Origin of the sequence: Klebsiella sp. GG_Kp146, from assembly GCF_040061975.1 — a bacterium.
Taxonomy (GTDB): domain Bacteria; phylum Pseudomonadota; class Gammaproteobacteria; order Enterobacterales; family Enterobacteriaceae; genus Klebsiella; species Klebsiella quasipneumoniae.
The window spans coordinates 53,433-70,121 of the sequence record NZ_JBEAHA010000012.1; the positions used below are offsets into that span (position 1 = coordinate 53,433).

Annotated in this window: 15 protein-coding genes and 1 other annotated feature; of the genes, 4 read left to right on the forward strand and 11 right to left on the reverse strand. The window is 58.6% G+C overall.

What is annotated here, in order from left to right; translation table 11 throughout:
- Nucleotides 1–33: 33 nt before the first annotated feature.
- From ABLU95_RS13590 to ABLU95_RS13630, 9 genes are all read right to left on the reverse strand, one after another.
- Entirely contained in the window at nt 34–1,338 is a 1,305-nt protein-coding gene (locus ABLU95_RS13590; RefSeq protein WP_087849730.1) for an inosine/guanosine kinase, read from the reverse strand.
- Nucleotides 1,339–1,401: 63 nt separating this feature from the next.
- Nucleotides 1,402–2,364 carry a ferrochelatase gene (gene hemH / locus ABLU95_RS13595; protein WP_348879762.1) on the reverse strand — a complete coding sequence of 321 codons (963 nt, stop codon included), beginning with the start codon at nt 2,362–2,364 and terminating at the stop codon, nt 1,402–1,404.
- Nucleotides 2,365–2,492: 128 nt separating this feature from the next.
- The gene (gene adk / locus ABLU95_RS13600; protein WP_002892184.1) at nt 2,493–3,137 is read right to left on the reverse strand and encodes an adenylate kinase; all 645 of its coding nucleotides are present in this window, start codon (nt 3,135–3,137) and stop codon (nt 2,493–2,495) included.
- A 222-nt stretch (nt 3,138–3,359) separates the two neighbouring features.
- The gene (gene htpG, locus ABLU95_RS13605) at nt 3,360–5,234 is read right to left on the reverse strand and encodes a molecular chaperone HtpG (RefSeq protein ID WP_023288652.1); all 1,875 of its coding nucleotides are present in this window, start codon (nt 5,232–5,234) and stop codon (nt 3,360–3,362) included.
- 111 nt (nt 5,235–5,345) lie between these two features.
- On the reverse strand, nt 5,346–5,951 hold the full coding sequence (gene recR / locus ABLU95_RS13610; protein WP_002892177.1) for a recombination mediator RecR: 606 nt from the start codon (nt 5,949–5,951) through the stop codon (nt 5,346–5,348).
- A complete protein-coding gene (locus ABLU95_RS13615; RefSeq protein WP_008805448.1) occupies nt 5,951–6,283 on the reverse strand; it encodes a YbaB/EbfC family nucleoid-associated protein in 333 nt (110 codons plus the stop codon). Before ABLU95_RS13615 ends, recR begins: the two co-directional genes overlap by 1 nt.
- 57 nt (nt 6,284–6,340) lie before the next feature.
- On the reverse strand, nt 6,341–8,248 hold the full coding sequence (gene dnaX, locus ABLU95_RS13620) for a DNA polymerase III subunit gamma/tau (RefSeq protein WP_065812398.1): 1,908 nt from the start codon (nt 8,246–8,248) through the stop codon (nt 6,341–6,343).
- Nucleotides 6,944–7,008 (reverse strand) — a sequence feature (DnaX frameshifting element). (Overlaps the previous gene by 65 nt.)
- A 92-nt stretch (nt 8,249–8,340) precedes the next feature.
- Nucleotides 8,341–8,892, reverse strand: a complete 552-nt coding sequence (apt, locus tag ABLU95_RS13625; RefSeq protein WP_023288650.1) for an adenine phosphoribosyltransferase — start codon at nt 8,890–8,892, stop codon at nt 8,341–8,343.
- A 150-nt stretch (nt 8,893–9,042) separates the two neighbouring features.
- Complete coding sequence (locus ABLU95_RS13630; protein ID WP_004204740.1) at nt 9,043–9,420, reverse strand: DUF454 family protein; 378 nt, start codon at nt 9,418–9,420, stop codon at nt 9,043–9,045.
- A 68-nt stretch (nt 9,421–9,488) separates the two neighbouring features.
- Here ABLU95_RS13630 and priC point away from each other — a divergent pair, with 68 nt between their 5' ends.
- The 3 genes from priC to ABLU95_RS13645 all read left to right on the forward strand — a co-directional run bounded on the left by priC (nt 9,489) and on the right by ABLU95_RS13645 (nt 11,169).
- Nucleotides 9,489–10,016 carry a primosomal replication protein N'' gene (gene priC / locus ABLU95_RS13635; protein WP_048296890.1) on the forward strand — a complete coding sequence of 176 codons (528 nt, stop codon included), beginning with the start codon at nt 9,489–9,491 and terminating at the stop codon, nt 10,014–10,016.
- A 12-nt stretch (nt 10,017–10,028) separates the two neighbouring features.
- On the forward strand, nt 10,029–10,202 hold the full coding sequence (gene rsmS, locus ABLU95_RS13640) for a pleiotropic regulatory protein RsmS (RefSeq protein ID WP_086075279.1): 174 nt from the start codon (nt 10,029–10,031) through the stop codon (nt 10,200–10,202).
- Nucleotides 10,203–10,269: 67 nt separating this feature from the next.
- The gene (locus tag ABLU95_RS13645) at nt 10,270–11,169 is read left to right on the forward strand and encodes an Rpn family recombination-promoting nuclease/putative transposase (protein ID WP_348879765.1); all 900 of its coding nucleotides are present in this window, start codon (nt 10,270–10,272) and stop codon (nt 11,167–11,169) included.
- 35 nt (nt 11,170–11,204) lie between these two features.
- Here ABLU95_RS13645 and mscK read toward each other — a convergent pair whose 3' ends face one another.
- Complete coding sequence (mscK, locus tag ABLU95_RS13650) at nt 11,205–14,552, reverse strand: mechanosensitive channel MscK (RefSeq protein ID WP_048334197.1); 3,348 nt, start codon at nt 14,550–14,552, stop codon at nt 11,205–11,207.
- A gap of 129 nt (nt 14,553–14,681) precedes the next feature.
- Complete coding sequence (acrR, locus tag ABLU95_RS13655) at nt 14,682–15,332, reverse strand: multidrug efflux transporter transcriptional repressor AcrR (RefSeq protein WP_243805474.1); 651 nt, start codon at nt 15,330–15,332, stop codon at nt 14,682–14,684.
- 142 nt (nt 15,333–15,474) lie between these two features.
- Here acrR and acrA point away from each other — a divergent pair, with 142 nt between their 5' ends.
- Complete coding sequence (acrA, locus tag ABLU95_RS13660; protein ID WP_023288645.1) at nt 15,475–16,668, forward strand: multidrug efflux RND transporter periplasmic adaptor subunit AcrA; 1,194 nt, start codon at nt 15,475–15,477, stop codon at nt 16,666–16,668.
- The last annotated feature ends 21 nt before the right edge of the window (nt 16,669–16,689 follow it).

Consider the following 16,689-nt stretch of genomic DNA (forward strand, 5'->3'; position numbering starts at 1 on the left):
GTTCTGCCCTCTCCCGTCGGGAGAGGGACTCGCTTACCGATCCCAGTACGCCTCTTCCAGGCTGTCCTCACGTTCCGGCAGGCCGCGGGTTAAGCGCGGCGAGTGCTGGTTCAGCACCTGATAGCTCACGCGGTTGGCATATTTACACACCTGCGCCAGCGAGGAGTAGGTCAGCCATTTGCATTTGTGTTTGCTGGAGTTGGGGACGTTATTGCGATGGTAGTTATTGGCGGTGATGTCATGCAGCAGCGCCGCCAGCGCGCCGTCCCCTGCGCCGTTGGTGTTCATGATCTTCTCCGGGCCGCCCATATACGGCGCAATGTGCGAATAAATCCGCAGCGGATTGACGCAGTCCTGGTGACGCATCGCGCGACTGAATTCGAACTGGTTAAATTCCGGGATCGCCCCCGGCAGCAGCGGATGCTGGGTCTTACGCTTCGCCTCTTCTTCAGTGAAGCCCGCCATATACAGCCCCGCCGGTCCGGCGGTGCACAGCACCAGGTCGACCCAGTCCAGCGCTTTATCCGCCGCCGTCAGCGGATCGGCAAAGCCGGTCAGTGCTTCCCCTTCCTCTTCATTCATCGCCAGAATCGAGACATGCTCCTGCAGGAACTGCTGCCACCACGCCGGGTTATCGGCAATCACGTATTTGGTTCCAAGAGTTAACACCACCGGCACATCATGCTTTTTGGCATACTCGATGGCTTTCATCGTCGCGTCCGGCATCGGCTCGCCCGGCTTGCAGCGTACCAGGTAGGAGGTCAGCACCAGCGCCGAGGCGCCGGCGATCACCGCTTCCGGAATGCTTTCCGGGCGCAGCTTGTTCATATGACCCGGGCTGATGGCGAAGGTGCGCTCGCCGCTGTCGCTGATCAGGGTGAAGCAGCGGCCAATGGCGCCGTCGACGCCCTGCAGATAGTTCAGATCGGTACGGCTGGAGGTATTGCACAGGTAGCGATAGGCATAGCCGCCGATTTCGATATTGCTGCACATGACGCCAAGCAGCACCGAGCGATCGTCCGCCAGCACCGAGTAGTTGTGCATGGTATTGCCGATCGTGCCGCCGGCAAACTGATGGGTAATAAGATTATTGCGCACCAGCTCCTGGTACAGCGCCTCGGCGACGTCATCTTCAATCACCAGCGAGTGGCCCGCGCTCAGGCCGTAGCGCACGATAAACGACTCATCCACTTTCGCTTCGATATCCACCAGCGTCTGGTCGATACCCACCACCCAGGAGACGCTGGATTCATTCTCCGGCTGAATTTGCTGCAGCAGCGGGTCGCGGGCGTTAACGGGAAAATAGTGTTTGGATTTGCGTTTACCGGGAAATTTCATAGTGGCGCTTAAATAACAGGGAACAAGCGGGAAATAGTAGCATATTCCCCGCCCTGCGCGCGATCAGCGATAAGGCGCCGTTAGGTTGACCATCATCTCAATATGCGCGGCGTCCGCGTTAAGCGCCGGAATGTATTCATATTGCTTTCCGCCCGCTTCGAGGAATATTTCCCGGTTCTGGACGGCGATCTCTTCCAGCGTTTCGAGACAGTCGGCGGCAAACCCCGGGCACAGCACCTGAATATGCTTCGTCCCTTTCTCGCCGAGCATCTTCAGCGTCTCATCGGTGTACGGCGTCAGCCAGGGTTCCCGACCAAAGCGCGACTGGAAGGTCATCATCACCCGCTCCGGCGGCAGCCCCAGCGCGGAGACCAGTTCCCGCGTGGTATCGCGACAGCGCTGAGGATAATCATCCCCCTGATTGGCATAGCGCTGCGGGATCCCATGATAGGAGAGCAGCAGCAGATCCGGTTCCCCATGAACGGCAAACGAGGCGCGCACGCTGGCCGCCAGGGCATGGATATAGTCCGGGTGCCTGGCGTAATCGCGAATAAACGAGATACCGGGAATGGCGCGTTTCTTCGCGAGGATCCGCGCCAGCTCATCCCAGACGGCAGCCACCGTCGAGCAGGAATATTGCGGATACAGCGGCAGCACTACGATGTGCCCCACCCCCTGCGCCAGTAAATCATCCACCGCGCTGGCCAGCGACGGCGATCCATAGCTCATGCCCAGCGCCACCGGGGTATCCGGCAGTCTGGCGGCCAGCGCCTGCTGCTGGCGACGGCTGTATACCATCAGCGGCGACCCCTCTTCCATCCAGACGGACTGATAGAGTTTAGCCACGCGGGGAGAGCGAATCGGCAGTATGACGCCGCGCAGCAGCGGCCACCATAGCAGACGAGACGTATCCACCACCCGTTTGTCGCTGAGGAATTGTCGCAGATAGCGCTTCACCGCACCGGGGGTGGGCGCATCGGGAGTGCCTAAATTGGCCAGCAAGATACCTGTTTTCGTCTGATGCATTACCGCCTCTTAACCATTTGAATCGCAGCCAATTGTAGCTGAAATGGCGCTAAACGGAACCAATCATAGCAAAAGGTAGGAATGAGAGAAGTTCTCATCCTGCCGCAGCAGGATGAGAAAAGGCTTTATCAGCCGAGGATTTTTTCCAGTTCGGCGCGCACGTCAGCCACCGCTTTGGTGCCGTCGACTTTGGCGTATTTGGTGTTGCCCGCCTGCGCTTCTTTGGTGTAGTAGCCGATCAGCGGCGCCGTCATCTGATGATATTCCACCAGACGCTTACGCACGGTCTCTTCCTGGTCGTCTTTACGGGTGGTCAGCTCTTCGCCGGTCACGTCGTCTTTGCCTTCCACCTTCGGCGGATTAAATTTGATGTGGTATACGCGACCGGATGCCGCGTGAACGCGACGGCCAACGATGCGGTCGACGATCAGTTCGTCCGGCACATCGAATTCCAGCACGTAATCAACGGTAATGCCCGCTTCTTTCATGGCGTCAGCCTGCGGAATAGTGCGCGGGAAGCCGTCCAGCAGGAAGCCGTTACGGCAATCTTCCTGGGCGATACGCTCTTTAACCAGCGCGATAACCAGCTCATCGGTCACCAGCTTGCCGGCGTCCATGATGTCTTTCGCTTGCTTACCGAGCTCGGAGCCGGATTTTACCGCAGCGCGCAGCATATCGCCGGTGGAGATTTGCGGAATACCGTATTTCTCCATGATGAACTGAGCCTGAGTTCCTTTACCCGCGCCCGGAGCGCCAAGCAGAATAATACGCATTACGAAAATCCCCTCAAAAGTCGATTCAATTTTTCAAAAACGCTAAACCATACCACCAGAACGGCGATGGCTCAAGGAAGGCGGTGCGGCTGAAACGGTTAATGGTGAGATATTTTATGCCATCCAATGTGAAATGCCCCGCCGGAGCAAATCGCTCAGACGGGGCATTTATCCCGTTCCCGGCGTCGCGTCGCTCGGCCGGGCTACTCGTTCAGGTTCGCGTCAGGAAGCCAGCAGCTGGTTCATACGGCGGATAAACTGGTTCGGATCTTCCAGCGTGCCGCGCTCGGCCAGCAGCGCCTGATCCAGCAGCAGTTCCACCCATTCGCCGAACTGCGCGTCATCCTGGGTATCGGCTGCGCGTTTCACCAGCTGATGCGCCGGGTTCAGTTCGAAGATGTATTTCACTTCCGGCGCCGCCTGGCCCGCAGCCGCGAACAGCTTCGCCATCTGGGTGCTCATCTCGTCGGCATCGGTGGTGACAATCGCCGGGGTATCGGTCAGACGATGGGTCAGACGCACCTCTTTGACCCGGTCGCCAAGCAGGTTTTTCACACGCTCAACGAACGGCTCCAGCGCTTTTTCGGCTTCTTTGGTGGACTCGTCCACTTCGTCCGCCAGTTTGTCCAGCGACTCGTCGGCTTTAGCGACAGACTGGAACGCTTTGCCGTCGAATTCGGTCAGGTAGCTCATCATCCACTCGTCGATGCGATCGGAGAGCAGCAGCACTTCGATCCCTTTCTTACGCAGCAGTTCGAGGTGTGGGCTGCTTTTCGCCGCCGCATAGCTGTCGGCTGTGATGTAGTAGATCTTCTCCTGACCGTCTTTCATACGCGAGACGTACTCTTCCAGCGACACGGTCTGCGCGGAGGAGTCGGTATGGGTGGTCGCGAAGCGCAGCAGTTTGGCGATCGCCTCCTGGTTGCTCGGATCTTCCGCCGGGCCCTCTTTCAACACCAGGCCGAACTGTTTCCAGAAAGTCTGATATTTTTCGGCGTCGTCTTTCGCCAGCTTATCCAGCATCTGCAGCGCGCGTTTGGTCAGCGCGGTGCGCAGGTTACGGGTCACGCTGCTGTCCTGCAGGATTTCACGGGAGACGTTCAGCGGCAGATCGTTGGAGTCTATCAGGCCGCGTACGAAGCGCAGGTAGTTCGGCATAAACTGCTCGGCGTCGTCCATAATGAACACGCGCTGGACGTACAGCTTCAGGCCGTGTTTATGATCGCGGTTCCACATATCCCACGGCGCCTGCGACGGGATATACAGCAGGCTGGTGTACTCCTGCTTACCTTCCACGCGGTTGTGGCTCCAGGTCAGCGGGTCGCTGTAGTCATGGGCAATGTGCTTATAGAACTCTTTGTACTCGTCGTCGTTAACTTCAGACTTGCTGCGGGTCCACAGGGCCTGCGCCTTGTTGATTTTTTCCCAGCTGATAACGGTTTCGCCGTCTTTCTCTTCCTGTTTTTCAATCTCAACCGGCAGCGCGATGTGGTCGGAATACTTGCTGATGATGGAGCGCACGCGCCAGTCGTTGAGGAAATCGTCCTCACCTTCACGCAGATGCAGGGTGATTTCGGTCCCGCGATCGGCTTTGGTGATGTCGGCCACGGTATATTCCCCTTCGCCGGCGGATTCCCAGAACACGCCGTTTTCAGGTTTATCGCCTGCCGCACGGGTGCGCACGGTCACTTTATCTGCCACGATGAAGGCCGAATAGAAGCCGACGCCGAACTGGCCAATCAGCTGGCTATCTTTTGCCTGGTCGGAACCCATGGATTCCAGGAACGCTTTGGTGCCGGATTTGGCGATGGTGCCGAGATGATCGATAACCTCTTCCCGGTTCATGCCGATACCGTTATCGGCGATGGTCAGGGTACGGTTGTCTTTATCAAACGAAACCCGCACGCGCAGCTCGCCGTCTCCCTCATACAAATCCGGCTGCGACAGCGCGCGGAAACGCAGCTTATCGGCCGCATCAGAGGCGTTGGAAATCAGCTCACGCAGAAAGATTTCTTTGTTGGAATAGAGGGAATGGATCATCAGGTGCAGAAGCTGTTTTACTTCTGACTGAAAACCACGAGTTTCTTGTCCTTTCATCTGATTCAACCTCAACAATGCCATTTTAAATGGGTAAAAAACCGTTGAGTGGGAGATGGGGACAGCGGGGAAATTTTTCAAGCGGAGGCGGCGATGGCCGCCTCCATTTGTTCAGAAAGTAATCTTGTGGCGACCGGCCAGCGAGTGGGACAGCGTGGTGCCGTCGACCATCTCCAGCTCGCCGCCCACCGGCACGCCGTGGGCGATTCGGCTGGCGTCGACGCCATACTGCGCGCACAGCTCTGCGATGTAGTTGGCCGTCGCCTCGCCCTCAACGGTCGGGTTGGTGGCAAGGATCACCTCGGTGATCGACTCCGCCTCCAGCCGTTGTTCCAGGCGATCGAGCCCGATGTCGTCAGGCCCGATGCCGTCGAGCGGCGACAGGTGCCCCATCAGCACGAAGTAGCGGCCGGAATACTGCCCGGTCTGCTCAATGGCGTAGATGTCCGCCGGACTCTCCACCACGCAGATTTGGCCGTTTTCCTGGCGACGCGGGTTGCTGCAGATATTGCACACCTCCTGCTCGGTGAAGGTGCGGCAATCGGCGCAGTGGCCGATCTCCGACATCGCGCGCGTCAGCGCCTGCGCCAGACGCATCCCGCCGCTGCGATCGCGCTGCAGCAGGGTAAACGCCATGCGCTGCGCGGACTTCGGGCCGACGCCCGGCAGACAGCGCAGCGCTTCCATAAGCTGAGTTAACAGCGGGCTGGTTTGCATCAGAACGGCATCTTGAAGCCTGGCGGCAGCTGCATACCGGCAGAGACGGAAGCCATCTTCTCTTTCTGGGTCTCTTCGATACGGCGCGCGGCGTCGTTGAACGCGGCAGCCACCAGATCTTCCAGCATCTCTTTGTCATCTTCCAGCAGGCTTGGGTCGATCTCCACGCGGCGGCAGTTGTGCGCGCCGTTGATGGTCACTTTCACCAGACCCGCGCCGGACTCGCCGGTCACTTCCAGCTGAGCGATCTCTTCCTGCATCTTCTGCATTTTGTCTTGCATCTGCTGGGCCTGCTTCATCAGGTTACCCAGGCCGCCTTTTCCACCAAACATAGGCTTCTCTCTCAGTCAGTCATCATTAAAGGTACTGACTGCAAGTCAAACTTGCAGTCAAATGGGGCGGATACTCTCTTCATCCAGATCGGCGTCGAAGAAACGACGCAGGGTCTGAATGTTATTATCCGCAATAATCGCGTCGCGCGCCTGCGCGAGCTTCTCTTCATAAATAGCCTGCCGCCACTCCAGCGGCGTGCGCATCGCGGGATTATCGTCTTCCACGATGGTCAATTCAACCGGCGTACCGTACAACACCCCCAGCGCTTCAGCCAGCTTTTGCTGCGCGCCGGCGGAATTGAGGTGGCGCTGACTGGGGCGCAGATGCAGACAGACGCGATTGCCCTCCTGCTCTTTCCACGCGTTGAGCGCCACCTGCTCGACCAGCTTCGGTACCGCCAGCTGGCTCACTTCCGCCGCCCAGCTGTCGCGCTCGACCGCTTCAACGGCAAGCTTAGCCGCCAGCTCCGGCGTTTTTTCATGCTCCAGCGCTTTTTTCAGCGCTTTAGGCGTGGCGACTTCGACTTTGGTCTCTTCAACCACCGTCGTCGCCTTCCAGCGATAGGCCTCTTTCTTCGCCGGGGCCTGCTCCAGCGCCGCCGCGGCCGGACGAGCCTGGACGCGCTCGGTAATCGAACTCAGTCGCTCCAGCGCAGCGTTATTCACCGGCCGCGCGCGGGAAGCGGCTGCCGGTTCACTCTTTTTTGGGGTGGTTGCTCCCTGGCTGCGCTGCAGGTGGCTGCGGGCCGCCAGCACCTGGCTGGTGGTCGGCGGCAAACTCTGCGACGGCTGCGGCGGCGGCGCTGCGGGGGAAACCGGCTGGCGCGGCGCGGGCGCGGCGGCCTGTGCCGGCTGCACCTCCGGCTCGGGCAGCGGCTTACGCGGATGAAACGCCAGGGCGCGCAGCAGCGTCATTTCGACGCCCATCCGCCGGTCCGGGGCATAGGGCAGCTCTTTGCGGCCAATCAGCAGCGTTTGGTAGTAAAGCTGAACGTCGCCCGGCGGTACGGTGCGCGCCAGTTCGCGCATTCGCACTTCGACCGCGGCCATGTCGGCGCCCAGCGCCGAAGGGGACAGCTGAACCATGGCGATGCGGTGCAGCAGGCTCTGCATCTCCACCAGCAGCGCCTCCCATTCAACGCCGCGCGCGGCGGCGTCATTGACGCCCGCCATGACCCGCTCGCCATCGGCGGCGACCAGGGCTTCAATCAGCGACAGCGCCTGATCGTCATCGAGGGTGCCGAGCATGGCGCTCACCGACGCCGCCGTCAGTTGCCCTTCTCCACTGGCAATAGCCTGATCGGTCAGACTTAAGGCATCACGCAGGCTGCCGTCGGCGGCGCGCGACAGGAGCTGCAGCGCGCGGGGCTCGAAGGCAATCTGCTCTTCGCCAAGAATATGCTCCAGCTGATGGCGGATCTGTTCAACGTCCAGCGCCTTCAGGTGGAACTGCAGGCAGCGGGATAAGATCGTCACCGGCAGCTTCTGCGGATCCGTCGTCGCCAGCAGGAATTTGACGTGCGCCGGCGGCTCCTCCAGCGTCTTTAATAACGCGTTGAAGCTGTGGCGCGACAGCATATGGACTTCGTCGATGAGATAGACCTTAAAGCGGCCGCGGGCCGGCGCGTACTGGACGTTATCCAGCAGGTCGCGAGTATCTTCGACTTTGGTTCGCGAGGCGGCGTCAATCTCAATCAGATCGACAAAGCGCCCCTGTTCTATTTCCCGGCAGTTATCGCACACACCGCAGGGGGTGGCGGTGATGCCGGTTTCACAGTTTAACCCTTTCGCCAGCAGGCGGGCGATGGAAGTCTTACCGACCCCGCGGGTACCGGAAAAGAGATAAGCGTGATGAATGCGCCCTAACGACAAGCCGTTCGCCAGTGCGGTCAGCACATGTTCCTGGCCGACGACGTCAGCAAAGGTTTGTGGGCGCCATTTACGGGCTAAGACCTGATAACTCATGGGCTGGCTCTGAAACGCTGGAAGGTGAAATCACGAAGGGGTCATGCTATCACAGCCCCGCCCGATCGGCGAGGCTATGTGGAGGGATTTGCTTAGTGGCCCGGGAACGGCACCAGACTGTAGCAGTGGACCCCCAGCTTCTCCAGGCGCTGTTCGCCGCCCAGATCGAAGAGATTGATAATGAAAGCGGCATCCTGTACTTCGCCGCCGAGACGGCGGATCAGTTTGACCGTCGCGTCGATGGTTCCGCCGGTCGCCAGCAGATCGTCCACCACCAGCACTTTGTCGCCCGGTTTGATGGCGTCAACGTGGATCTCCAGCTGATCGGTGCCGTACTCCAGCTCATAGCTCTCAGCGATGGTTTCACGCGGCAACTTACGCGGCTTGCGTACCGGAACAAAGCCCACGCCCAGCGCCAGCGCAACCGGTGCGCCGAAAAGGAAGCCACGCGCCTCAGTCCCTACCACTTTGGTAATTCCCGCGTCTTTGTAGCGCTCAGTCAGCAGTTCAATGCTGAGCGCGTAAGCTTTCGGGTCTTCCAGTAAACTGGTGACATCGCGGAAAAGAATGCCAGGTTTTGGATAATCCTCGATACTCTGGATGCTGTTCTTCAGATATTCAAGCTGCTGTGCAGTTGCGGTCATAAGTGTATGCCTGATTGAAACGGTGTTACCCACGGGCGTGCAAAAGGGGCCAAAGAAACATTTGTTTAACCTTTGACCAGGCTTACCCGCGCTCGAAAACGCCAGAATTTACTGGCTGTCAGCAACAATTGCAACAGGCATTATTGCGCATCAGTGCTTTTGTTGCTTTGCGTCAACCACCGGAATGCGCCACATAAAGATCAGCAGACAGGCCAGAATGACCAACAGCATGATGCGCACCCACGTAAGCTTAACCAGCCACAGCGAAATAGCAAAAGTCGCCACGATCATGGCAATGGCGCGCGGTTTGGCGCCGCGGGGCATGGCGCGGTACTGCTGCCAGTGGCGAAGATAGCCGCCGAACCATGAGCGATACAGCAGCCACTGGTGAAAGCGCGGCGATGAGCGGGCAAAGCACCAGGCGGCGAGCAGAATAAACGGCGTCGTCGGCAACAACGGTAAGAAGACGCCCAGCGTACCCAGCGCTACCGCCAGCCAGCCGATAATGGTTAAAATAACAGGTGGCATAATGCGAATCGTTATCAACAGATACGGCTACTGTAGCACAGTTGGCTGATGGAAAATGGAGGGGGTGGGTGAAAACAGCTCAACTTTTACAAACGCTGAACAATCAGCTCAGCGAGCTGGCCGCGCTGGTGGCGCCGCTGGCGGAGCACGCGACCCTCAGCCCGCGCTTTGACCGCCAGCTCTTCCACACCCGCAGCACGCTGATGCAGGCCTATCTGGCGGAAGCCCAACACAACTTCAGCCAGCTCCGCCAGGCTGTCGAGCGCCAGCAGCTGCCGCAGGTAGCCTGGATCGCCGAGCGGCTGGCGGCGCAAATCGCCGCGCTGCGTCGCGAAACCGCCACCTGGTCGCTGCGCAGTTGGGACCATGCCTCGCCAACGCTGAGCCGCTGGCAGCGCCGTCGCCTGCAGCATCAGGAGTATGAGCGCCGCCTGCTGGCGATGCGCGACCAACGCCAGCGCCAGCTGACGCAGGCTACCAGCCTTGACGAGCAGCAGCGGCTGGCCAGCGAAGTCGAGGTCTACAGCGGACGGCTGGCGCGCTGTCGACAGGCGCTGGACAAGATTGAAAACGTACTGGCGCGGCTGACGCGCTAACAGGAGAGTCCGATGTCGCTGGAAAATGCCCCCGATGAGGTCAAACTGGCCGTCGATTTAATCATGTTGCTGGAGTCGCATCAGATCCCGGCGCAAACGGTGCTGGACGCGCTGGAAATTGTCAGGCGGGATTATGCAAACAAGTTAAAAAACGCGGAAAGCGCCTCGCAAACGCCGGAGAAGTAAGATGTTGCCCACGACGACGTGCTGGCAGAGTGCTCCTCTGCGCATAACGCCGATGGAGGCAATATTGATGGAAAAGGTCAGTCAAACCCCGCACGATGCGGTTTTTCGCCAGATGCTGATGCATCAGGCGGTGGCGAAGGATTTCCTGCAGCTGTATCTGCCCGCGCCGTTTCTGGCAATTTGCGAGCTGGATTCACTGCAGCTGGTCTCCGGTAGCTTTGTTGAAGAGGACCTGCGCGCCAGCTATTCCGATATCCTTTACTCACTGCGCACCCGCCACGGACCGGGCTATGTTTACGCGCTGATTGAGCACCAGAGTACCCCGGACAAGCTGATGGCGTTTCGCCTGCTGCGCTACGCGCTGGCCGCCATGCAGCGTCATCTGGACGCTGGCCACGACACGCTGCCGCTGGTGGTGCCAATTCTGTTTTATCACGGCAAGGTCAGCCCCTGGCCCTGCACCCGCAACTGGCAACAGCTATTCGCCGAACCGGCGCTGGCGAAGGCGCTCTATAGCGGTGATTTTCCGCTGGTGGACCTCACCGTTATGCCAGATAATCAGATCGTCCGTCATCGGCGTATGGCCATGCTGGAGCTGTTGCAAAAGCATATCCGCCATCGCGATCTGGCCGAGCTGCAGGTGCCGCTGATTGCGCTGATGACGCAAGGCTATCTGACAGAAGCGCAGTTAAATACGCTGCTGCGCTATATGTTGCAGGCGGGTACCACGGAACATCCGGGGGCGCTGATCCGCGCGCTGGCGGCGCAGTCGCCCAGACATAAGGAGCTGATGATGACCATTGCCGAATGGCTGGAAGAGAAAGGCCGTAAACAGGGGCAGCAGGAGGGCGAACAGGAAGCCACTCGCAGCATCGCCGCCAGAATGCTGGCGCGCGGCCTCGAACGTCAAATCGTGCGGGAACTCACCGGGCTTAGCGACGAAGAGCTCGCCGCGCTGACGCCCTGATGCAGCAGGGGCGGCTTTGCGCCGCCCCTTTTCAGTTAAGACGCGACGGAGGGCGCTAAATCGTCACCCTTTCCGTCCCGCTTCACTTCCGTGACCTCGTCGCCCTTTTCATTTCGCAGATGGACTTCCAGCTGGTTAAAGGCAATGTTGATGTCATTCTCCCGGCACAGACGGTCGATGGCGCGGTTGAGCTCATCCACCGTGTAGCTGCGATCGCGCAGTTCACGGACATACAGACGCAGTTCATGATCCAGGGTACTGGCCCCGAAGGTGGTGAAGAAGACCGCTGGCGCTGGCTCCTGCATCACTTTCGGATGATCGTGCGCGACCTTCAGCAGCACCTCCTTCACCTTATCCAGATCGGAACCGTAGGCGACGCCGAGGCGGATCACCACGCGGGTCACGGTGTCGGAGAGCGACCAGTTGATCAAGCGCTCGGTAACGAACGCCTTGTTCGGGATGATCACCTCTTTACGATCGAAGTCGGTGATGGTGGTGGCGCGAATACGGATTTTGCTTACCGTACCGGAGAAGGTGCCGATAGTCACCGTATCCCCAATGCGCACCGGACGTTCGAACAAAATAATCAGGCCGGAGACGAAGTTACCGAAGATCTCCTGCAGACCAAAACCTAAACCAACCGACAGCGCGGCCGCCAGCCACTGCAGTTTATCCCATGAGACGCCCAGCGACCCGAATACCGTCATCGCCCCGATGGCGATAATCGCATAGTTAAGAATGGTGGTGATGGCGTAGGAAGTCCCCTGGCGCATGTTGAGCCGCGACAGGACCAGCACCTCCAGCAGCCCCGGCAGGTTGCGGATCAGCGCCCAGGCAACCATCGACGCCACAATGGCAAACAGCAGGCTGCCCATCGTGACGCTGCGCACCACGCTGGCCCCTGCCTCGGTGCCGTTGTAATGCCAGAGAGTAATGCTGTCGAGGTAGGCGAAAACGGTGATCAAATCCGACCAAATCGCCCAGAACATGACCGCGAACAGCGCGATCATCACCAGCATGGTGATGCGTAACGTCTGCTGGTTGACCTGCTCGAGGGCGATAGTCGGCTCCTCCTGCGGCTCGGCGCCTTCCGCGCCCTCCTTCACCAGATGCTGACGGCGCGCCAGCGCCCGGCGCCAGGCGATGCGCCTCGCCGCCACGCTCAGGCCGCGCAGTACAGTCTGGTACAGCAGGTTCCAGATCATGACCAGATAGACGGTCTCGATCCAGCGTCCCGCCAGGCGCAGCGTGGTGTAGAAGTAGCCGGTCGCCGTCAGCACCATCAGGGCCACCGGAACGATAGACAGCACCGTGATCGTCAGCAGGCGCAGGCTGTGCGACTCTTTATCGCGCCAGCTTTCCCGGCACATCGGCCAGACCAGCACCGCTATCAGCAGTAAGTTGAAGAATATCACCAGCTGCCCCAGCACGTCGTCCATCAGGTTCAGCGGCGACAGCTCGGAAATCACCGACCAGAAATTCAGCGGCAGCAGCGCCAGGCTGACGCGAACAATCTGCCGTCGCCAGTGGCTGGTCAATTGCGCCGGCATATTAAAGTGGCTGACCGCTACGCCGTTCTTTTCCAGCACTTTCCAACACAGGCCAAACACCAGCCAGAACATCGCCAGCTTTTTACTGTACGCCCACAACAGAGCACTGATATTGAGCTGCATGGTGAGTAAGATCAGGCCAATCGCCAGAATCACCAGCACCACCGGTAAGGCGCGGATCAGGTCGATAAGGATCGCCTTCGGCGTATGCAGTTGGGTATCATTGCGCAGCTGGCCTACCTGGGAAGCAAGCTTTGCCTGATAATCTTTGAGCCACTGCAAACGCCAGCGGATCAGGCCGGCAATCAGCAGCAGCGGTAATCCGGCAAGAAAAGCGACAAACACCGCCGGCCACGCTTTTTCCCAGTTCACGGTGATTTTCATCGCCTTAAACTGACCTTTCAGCGCTTCCGGGAAGGCCTTAATCCACTCCCAGTCCATCGGTTTATTGCTGTTCACCCAGAAAATTTGCTGGGTCAGAATTTCTTTCAGGCTGCTCGAGACGCTCATCAGCTGCTGCTGGTTGATCTGCAGGTTGATGGCCATCATCAGCTGATTCCCCAGCTGTTTATTGAACTGGTCGAGCAGCTCCCGGCGCATGTCGATCACTTCCAACAGCGCGGCGTGCACTTCATCGTTTACTTCAGCGCTGTGCCCCTCTTCCAGCTTAGCGACATAGGCATCGCTCTGGAACAGCGCGTCGCGTTTCTGATTCACCTCGAACTGTTCGAGCCGCAGATCGGCAATGCGATTGGTCATATCCTGCAGCTCATCCGCCGACGGCAGCGTCTGCTGCTGCTGGTAGAGAATGCGCGACAGCAGCAGGCTGCCCTTGAGCACGGAAATTTGCTCTTTAATATCCCGCTCAGACTGCAGGGCGCGGTCGAGCCAGTTCTTCACCTGAATATTGCGCTGCACCAGCTGGTTGCCGTTCTCCGTCGCCTGAATCAGTTTCTCGCTCAGCTGATGGTTGATATCCAGCTCCTGCTTGACCAGCGGGTTGGCCTGAATACGCGCCGTTTCGTCGGGCGTGACCGCCTCCTGGGCGGTTTTCTCAGTCAGCGTCAGCCGCTTGCTGTTCACCGCCTCCTGCAGCAGCTGCAGCTGATGCTCCAGCCGGTTGCTCCAGGCGGTGACGTAGTCACGCTGCTTCTGCAGGGTATCCTGCAGCACCGTATTGCCTTCGAGGCTCTTGCGCTGCTGCTCGATCTGCGCGTTAAGCAACGCCTGCTGGGCCTGCAGCAGCACCTGCTGGGTCGGACGCAGAGTCTCATCCCCCACCGAGGTGCCATTCAGACGATTGCGGATCTGCTGCAGCTGCTGGGAGGCTTTGTACATTGCATTTTGCACGCGTTCCGGCTGCGTTTGCAGGGAAACTAACTGGCTGTTGTAGGTCGCCAGGTCGTTTTGCGCATTCTGCAGATCGTCCAGCGTTTGGGTGACGCGCGATTCCAGCTGACGCAGGGAGAGCGTGCTCAGCGTTTTGCGCGTCGCGTCGTCGTTCGGGACATCACTCAGATTGTTAAGGCTGTCCACCGCCTGGCGCAGCTTCGCCGGGGCTTGCTCGACCTGCTGGCGGAGCTGCGTCGTCTCGCTCTTGATGCGATCGATTTTATCCAGCGTTTCCAGGGTCTGGGTCAAATCCTGCTGGACCAGTTTGTCCTGCGGAGTCAGTTCTTTTTGCTTGTTTAATGTATTGAGCTGACTCTGCACTTCCGCCCGGTCAGGGAGGTCCGCGGCGCGGCCCTGAACTGGACTGAAAAGACCAATAAAACAGAGCAGCATAATGATAAAGATGAACGTGGCGCGTTGCCTGGAGATCGTGTGCAGCATAGTTAATATGAATGAATGCAAATGCCGGAGAATACCGGGGGTCGTCGCAAGCGCGAAGAATAGCACTTCTCATCGCTGGCGAATAGCGGCGGACGGCGCTAAAAATTCACGTCCCTCCGCGCGCGACGTTTACGCTGACAGGTTCTCCGGGCCGCGCAGCGTGGGGCAGAACTGATACATCTCCAGCAGGATGGCGACATAGTCGCGCGCCTCCGCATGCAGGTCGAACGAGTCGGGGGCAAACAGCCAGTTCTCCATCAGGCCGGAAAGATAGCTGCGCATTAAAATCGCCGCTCGCCGGGTGAGTAAATTGGCGGGCAACAGCTTCGCGGCGATGCACTCTTTCAAGGTCTGCTCGATGCGCTCGTAGCTCGCCAGGGATAACTGCCGCTGGGCCTGCTGCACCACGGTCATTTCACCGACGAATTCACACTTATGGAAGATAATCTCCATCATCAACCGACGGCGCTCCTCTGTCACCGTCGCTTCAAGAACATAGATTAGTATCTCCCTGATAACTGAGAGTGGATCGTTAGGGAATTTTGCCCGATACTCAATTTCGAGATCGCTAATACTGGCGTCTGACAGCTCCCAAATTTCGTTGAATAAATCTGATTTATTCTTGAAATGCCAGTAGATAGCCCCCCTCGTTACACCCGCAGCTTTTGCAATTGTTGCCAACGAGGTAGATGATACGCCTTGCTGCGAAAACAGACGCAGAGCAACATCCAGAATCAGTTGCCGGGTTTCACGTGCCTGTTGTTTGGTTTTTCGTGCCATAGGTTAATGACTTTACAGAGGTTACGTTTACATACATTTGTGAATGTATGTACCATAGCACGACCATAATAGAAAGACTGTAGTGGGTTTGTGGTTGTTTGAGCCACTGAACATTTTGAAATTGGACACTCGAGGTTTACATATGAACAAAAACAGAGGGTTAACGCCTCTGGCGGTCGTTCTGATGCTCTCAGGCAGCTTAGCGCTAACAGGATGTGACGATAAACCGGCTCAACAGGGAGCCCAGCACATGCCGGAAGTCGGTATTGTGACGCTCAAATCCGCACCTCTACAAATGACCACCGAACTGCCAGGCCGCACCAGCGCCTATCGCATTGCGGAAGTCCGCCCTCAGGTCAGTGGCATTATTTTGAAACGTAACTTCGTCGAAGGTAGCGATATCCAGGCCGGCGTCTCCCTGTATCAGATCGATCCAGCCACCTATCAGGCCAGCTATGACAGCGCCAAAGGCGACCTGGCAAAAGCCCAGGCGGCGGCAAACATGGATCAACTGACGGTCAAGCGTTATCAGAAACTGTTAGGCACTAAGTATATCAGTCAACAAGACTACGATACCGCCGTCGCGACGGCGCAGCAGAGCAATGCGGCCGTGGTCGCGGCGAAAGCGGCCGTGGAAACCGCGCGCATCAATCTGGCCTACACCAAAGTCACCTCGCCGATCAGCGGCCGCATTGGTAAATCCGCGGTGACCGAAGGGGCGCTGGTGCAGAATGGTCAGTCAACCGCTCTGGCAACCGTTCAGCAGCTGGATCCGATCTATGTTGACGTCACCCAGTCGAGCAATGATTTCCTGCGCCTGAAACAGGAGCTGGCCGATGGCCGTCTGAAACAGGAAAACGGTAAAGCGAAAGTGGAGCTGGTGACTAACGACGGTCTTAAGTATCCGCAGTCCGGCACCCTGGAGTTCTCGGATGTGACCGTCGACCAGACCACCGGTTCTATCACGCTGCGCGCCATTTTCCCCAACCCGGATCACACCCTGTTACCGGGGATGTTTGTCCGCGCGCGTCTGGAAGAAGGGGTTAACCCTGACGCCCTGCTGGTGCCGCAACAGGGCGTGACCCGTACGCCGCGCGGTGACGCCAGCGTCATGGTAGTGGGTGAAGGCGATAAGGTCGAAGTCCGCCAGGTCACTGCTTCTCAAGCGATTGGCGATAAATGGCTGGTCACTGACGGTCTGAAATCCGGCGATCGCGTTATCGTCACCGGCCTGCAAAAAATCAAACCAGGCGTGCAGGTAAAAGCGCAGGAAGTAGCTTCTGATGATAAACAGCAAGCCGCAGGCAACGCGCCATCAGAACAAACCAAGTCTTAACTTAAACAGGAGCCGTTAAGA

Excerpts from the sequence above, each read along its gene's own strand:
- recR (WP_002892177.1), bottom strand. The coding sequence starts at position 5,951 with ATGCAAACCAGCCCGCTGTTAACTCAGCTTATGGAAGCGCTGCGCTGT.
- rsmS (WP_086075279.1), top strand. The coding sequence starts at position 10,029 with ATGTCGCTGGAAAATGCCCCCGATGAGGTCAAACTGGCCGTCGATTTA.
- hemH (WP_348879762.1), bottom strand. The coding sequence starts at position 2,364 with ATGCATCAGACGAAAACAGGTATCTTGCTGGCCAATTTAGGCACTCCC.
- apt (WP_023288650.1), bottom strand. The coding sequence starts at position 8,892 with ATGACCGCAACTGCACAGCAGCTTGAATATCTGAAGAACAGCATCCAG.
- dnaX (WP_065812398.1), bottom strand. The coding sequence starts at position 8,248 with ATGAGTTATCAGGTCTTAGCCCGTAAATGGCGCCCACAAACCTTTGCT.
- ABLU95_RS13645 (WP_348879765.1), top strand. The coding sequence starts at position 10,270 with ATGGAAAAGGTCAGTCAAACCCCGCACGATGCGGTTTTTCGCCAGATG.
- ABLU95_RS13590 (WP_087849730.1), bottom strand. The coding sequence starts at position 1,338 with ATGAAATTTCCCGGTAAACGCAAATCCAAACACTATTTTCCCGTTAAC.
- acrR (WP_243805474.1), bottom strand. The coding sequence starts at position 15,332 with ATGGCACGAAAAACCAAACAACAGGCACGTGAAACCCGGCAACTGATT.
- htpG (WP_023288652.1), bottom strand. The coding sequence starts at position 5,234 with ATGAAAGGACAAGAAACTCGTGGTTTTCAGTCAGAAGTAAAACAGCTT.
- ABLU95_RS13615 (WP_008805448.1), bottom strand. The coding sequence starts at position 6,283 with ATGTTTGGTGGAAAAGGCGGCCTGGGTAACCTGATGAAGCAGGCCCAG.
- acrA (WP_023288645.1), top strand. The coding sequence starts at position 15,475 with ATGAACAAAAACAGAGGGTTAACGCCTCTGGCGGTCGTTCTGATGCTC.
- mscK (WP_048334197.1), bottom strand. The coding sequence starts at position 14,552 with ATGCTGCACACGATCTCCAGGCAACGCGCCACGTTCATCTTTATCATT.
- ABLU95_RS13630 (WP_004204740.1), bottom strand. The coding sequence starts at position 9,420 with ATGCCACCTGTTATTTTAACCATTATCGGCTGGCTGGCGGTAGCGCTG.
- adk (WP_002892184.1), bottom strand. The coding sequence starts at position 3,137 with ATGCGTATTATTCTGCTTGGCGCTCCGGGCGCGGGTAAAGGAACTCAG.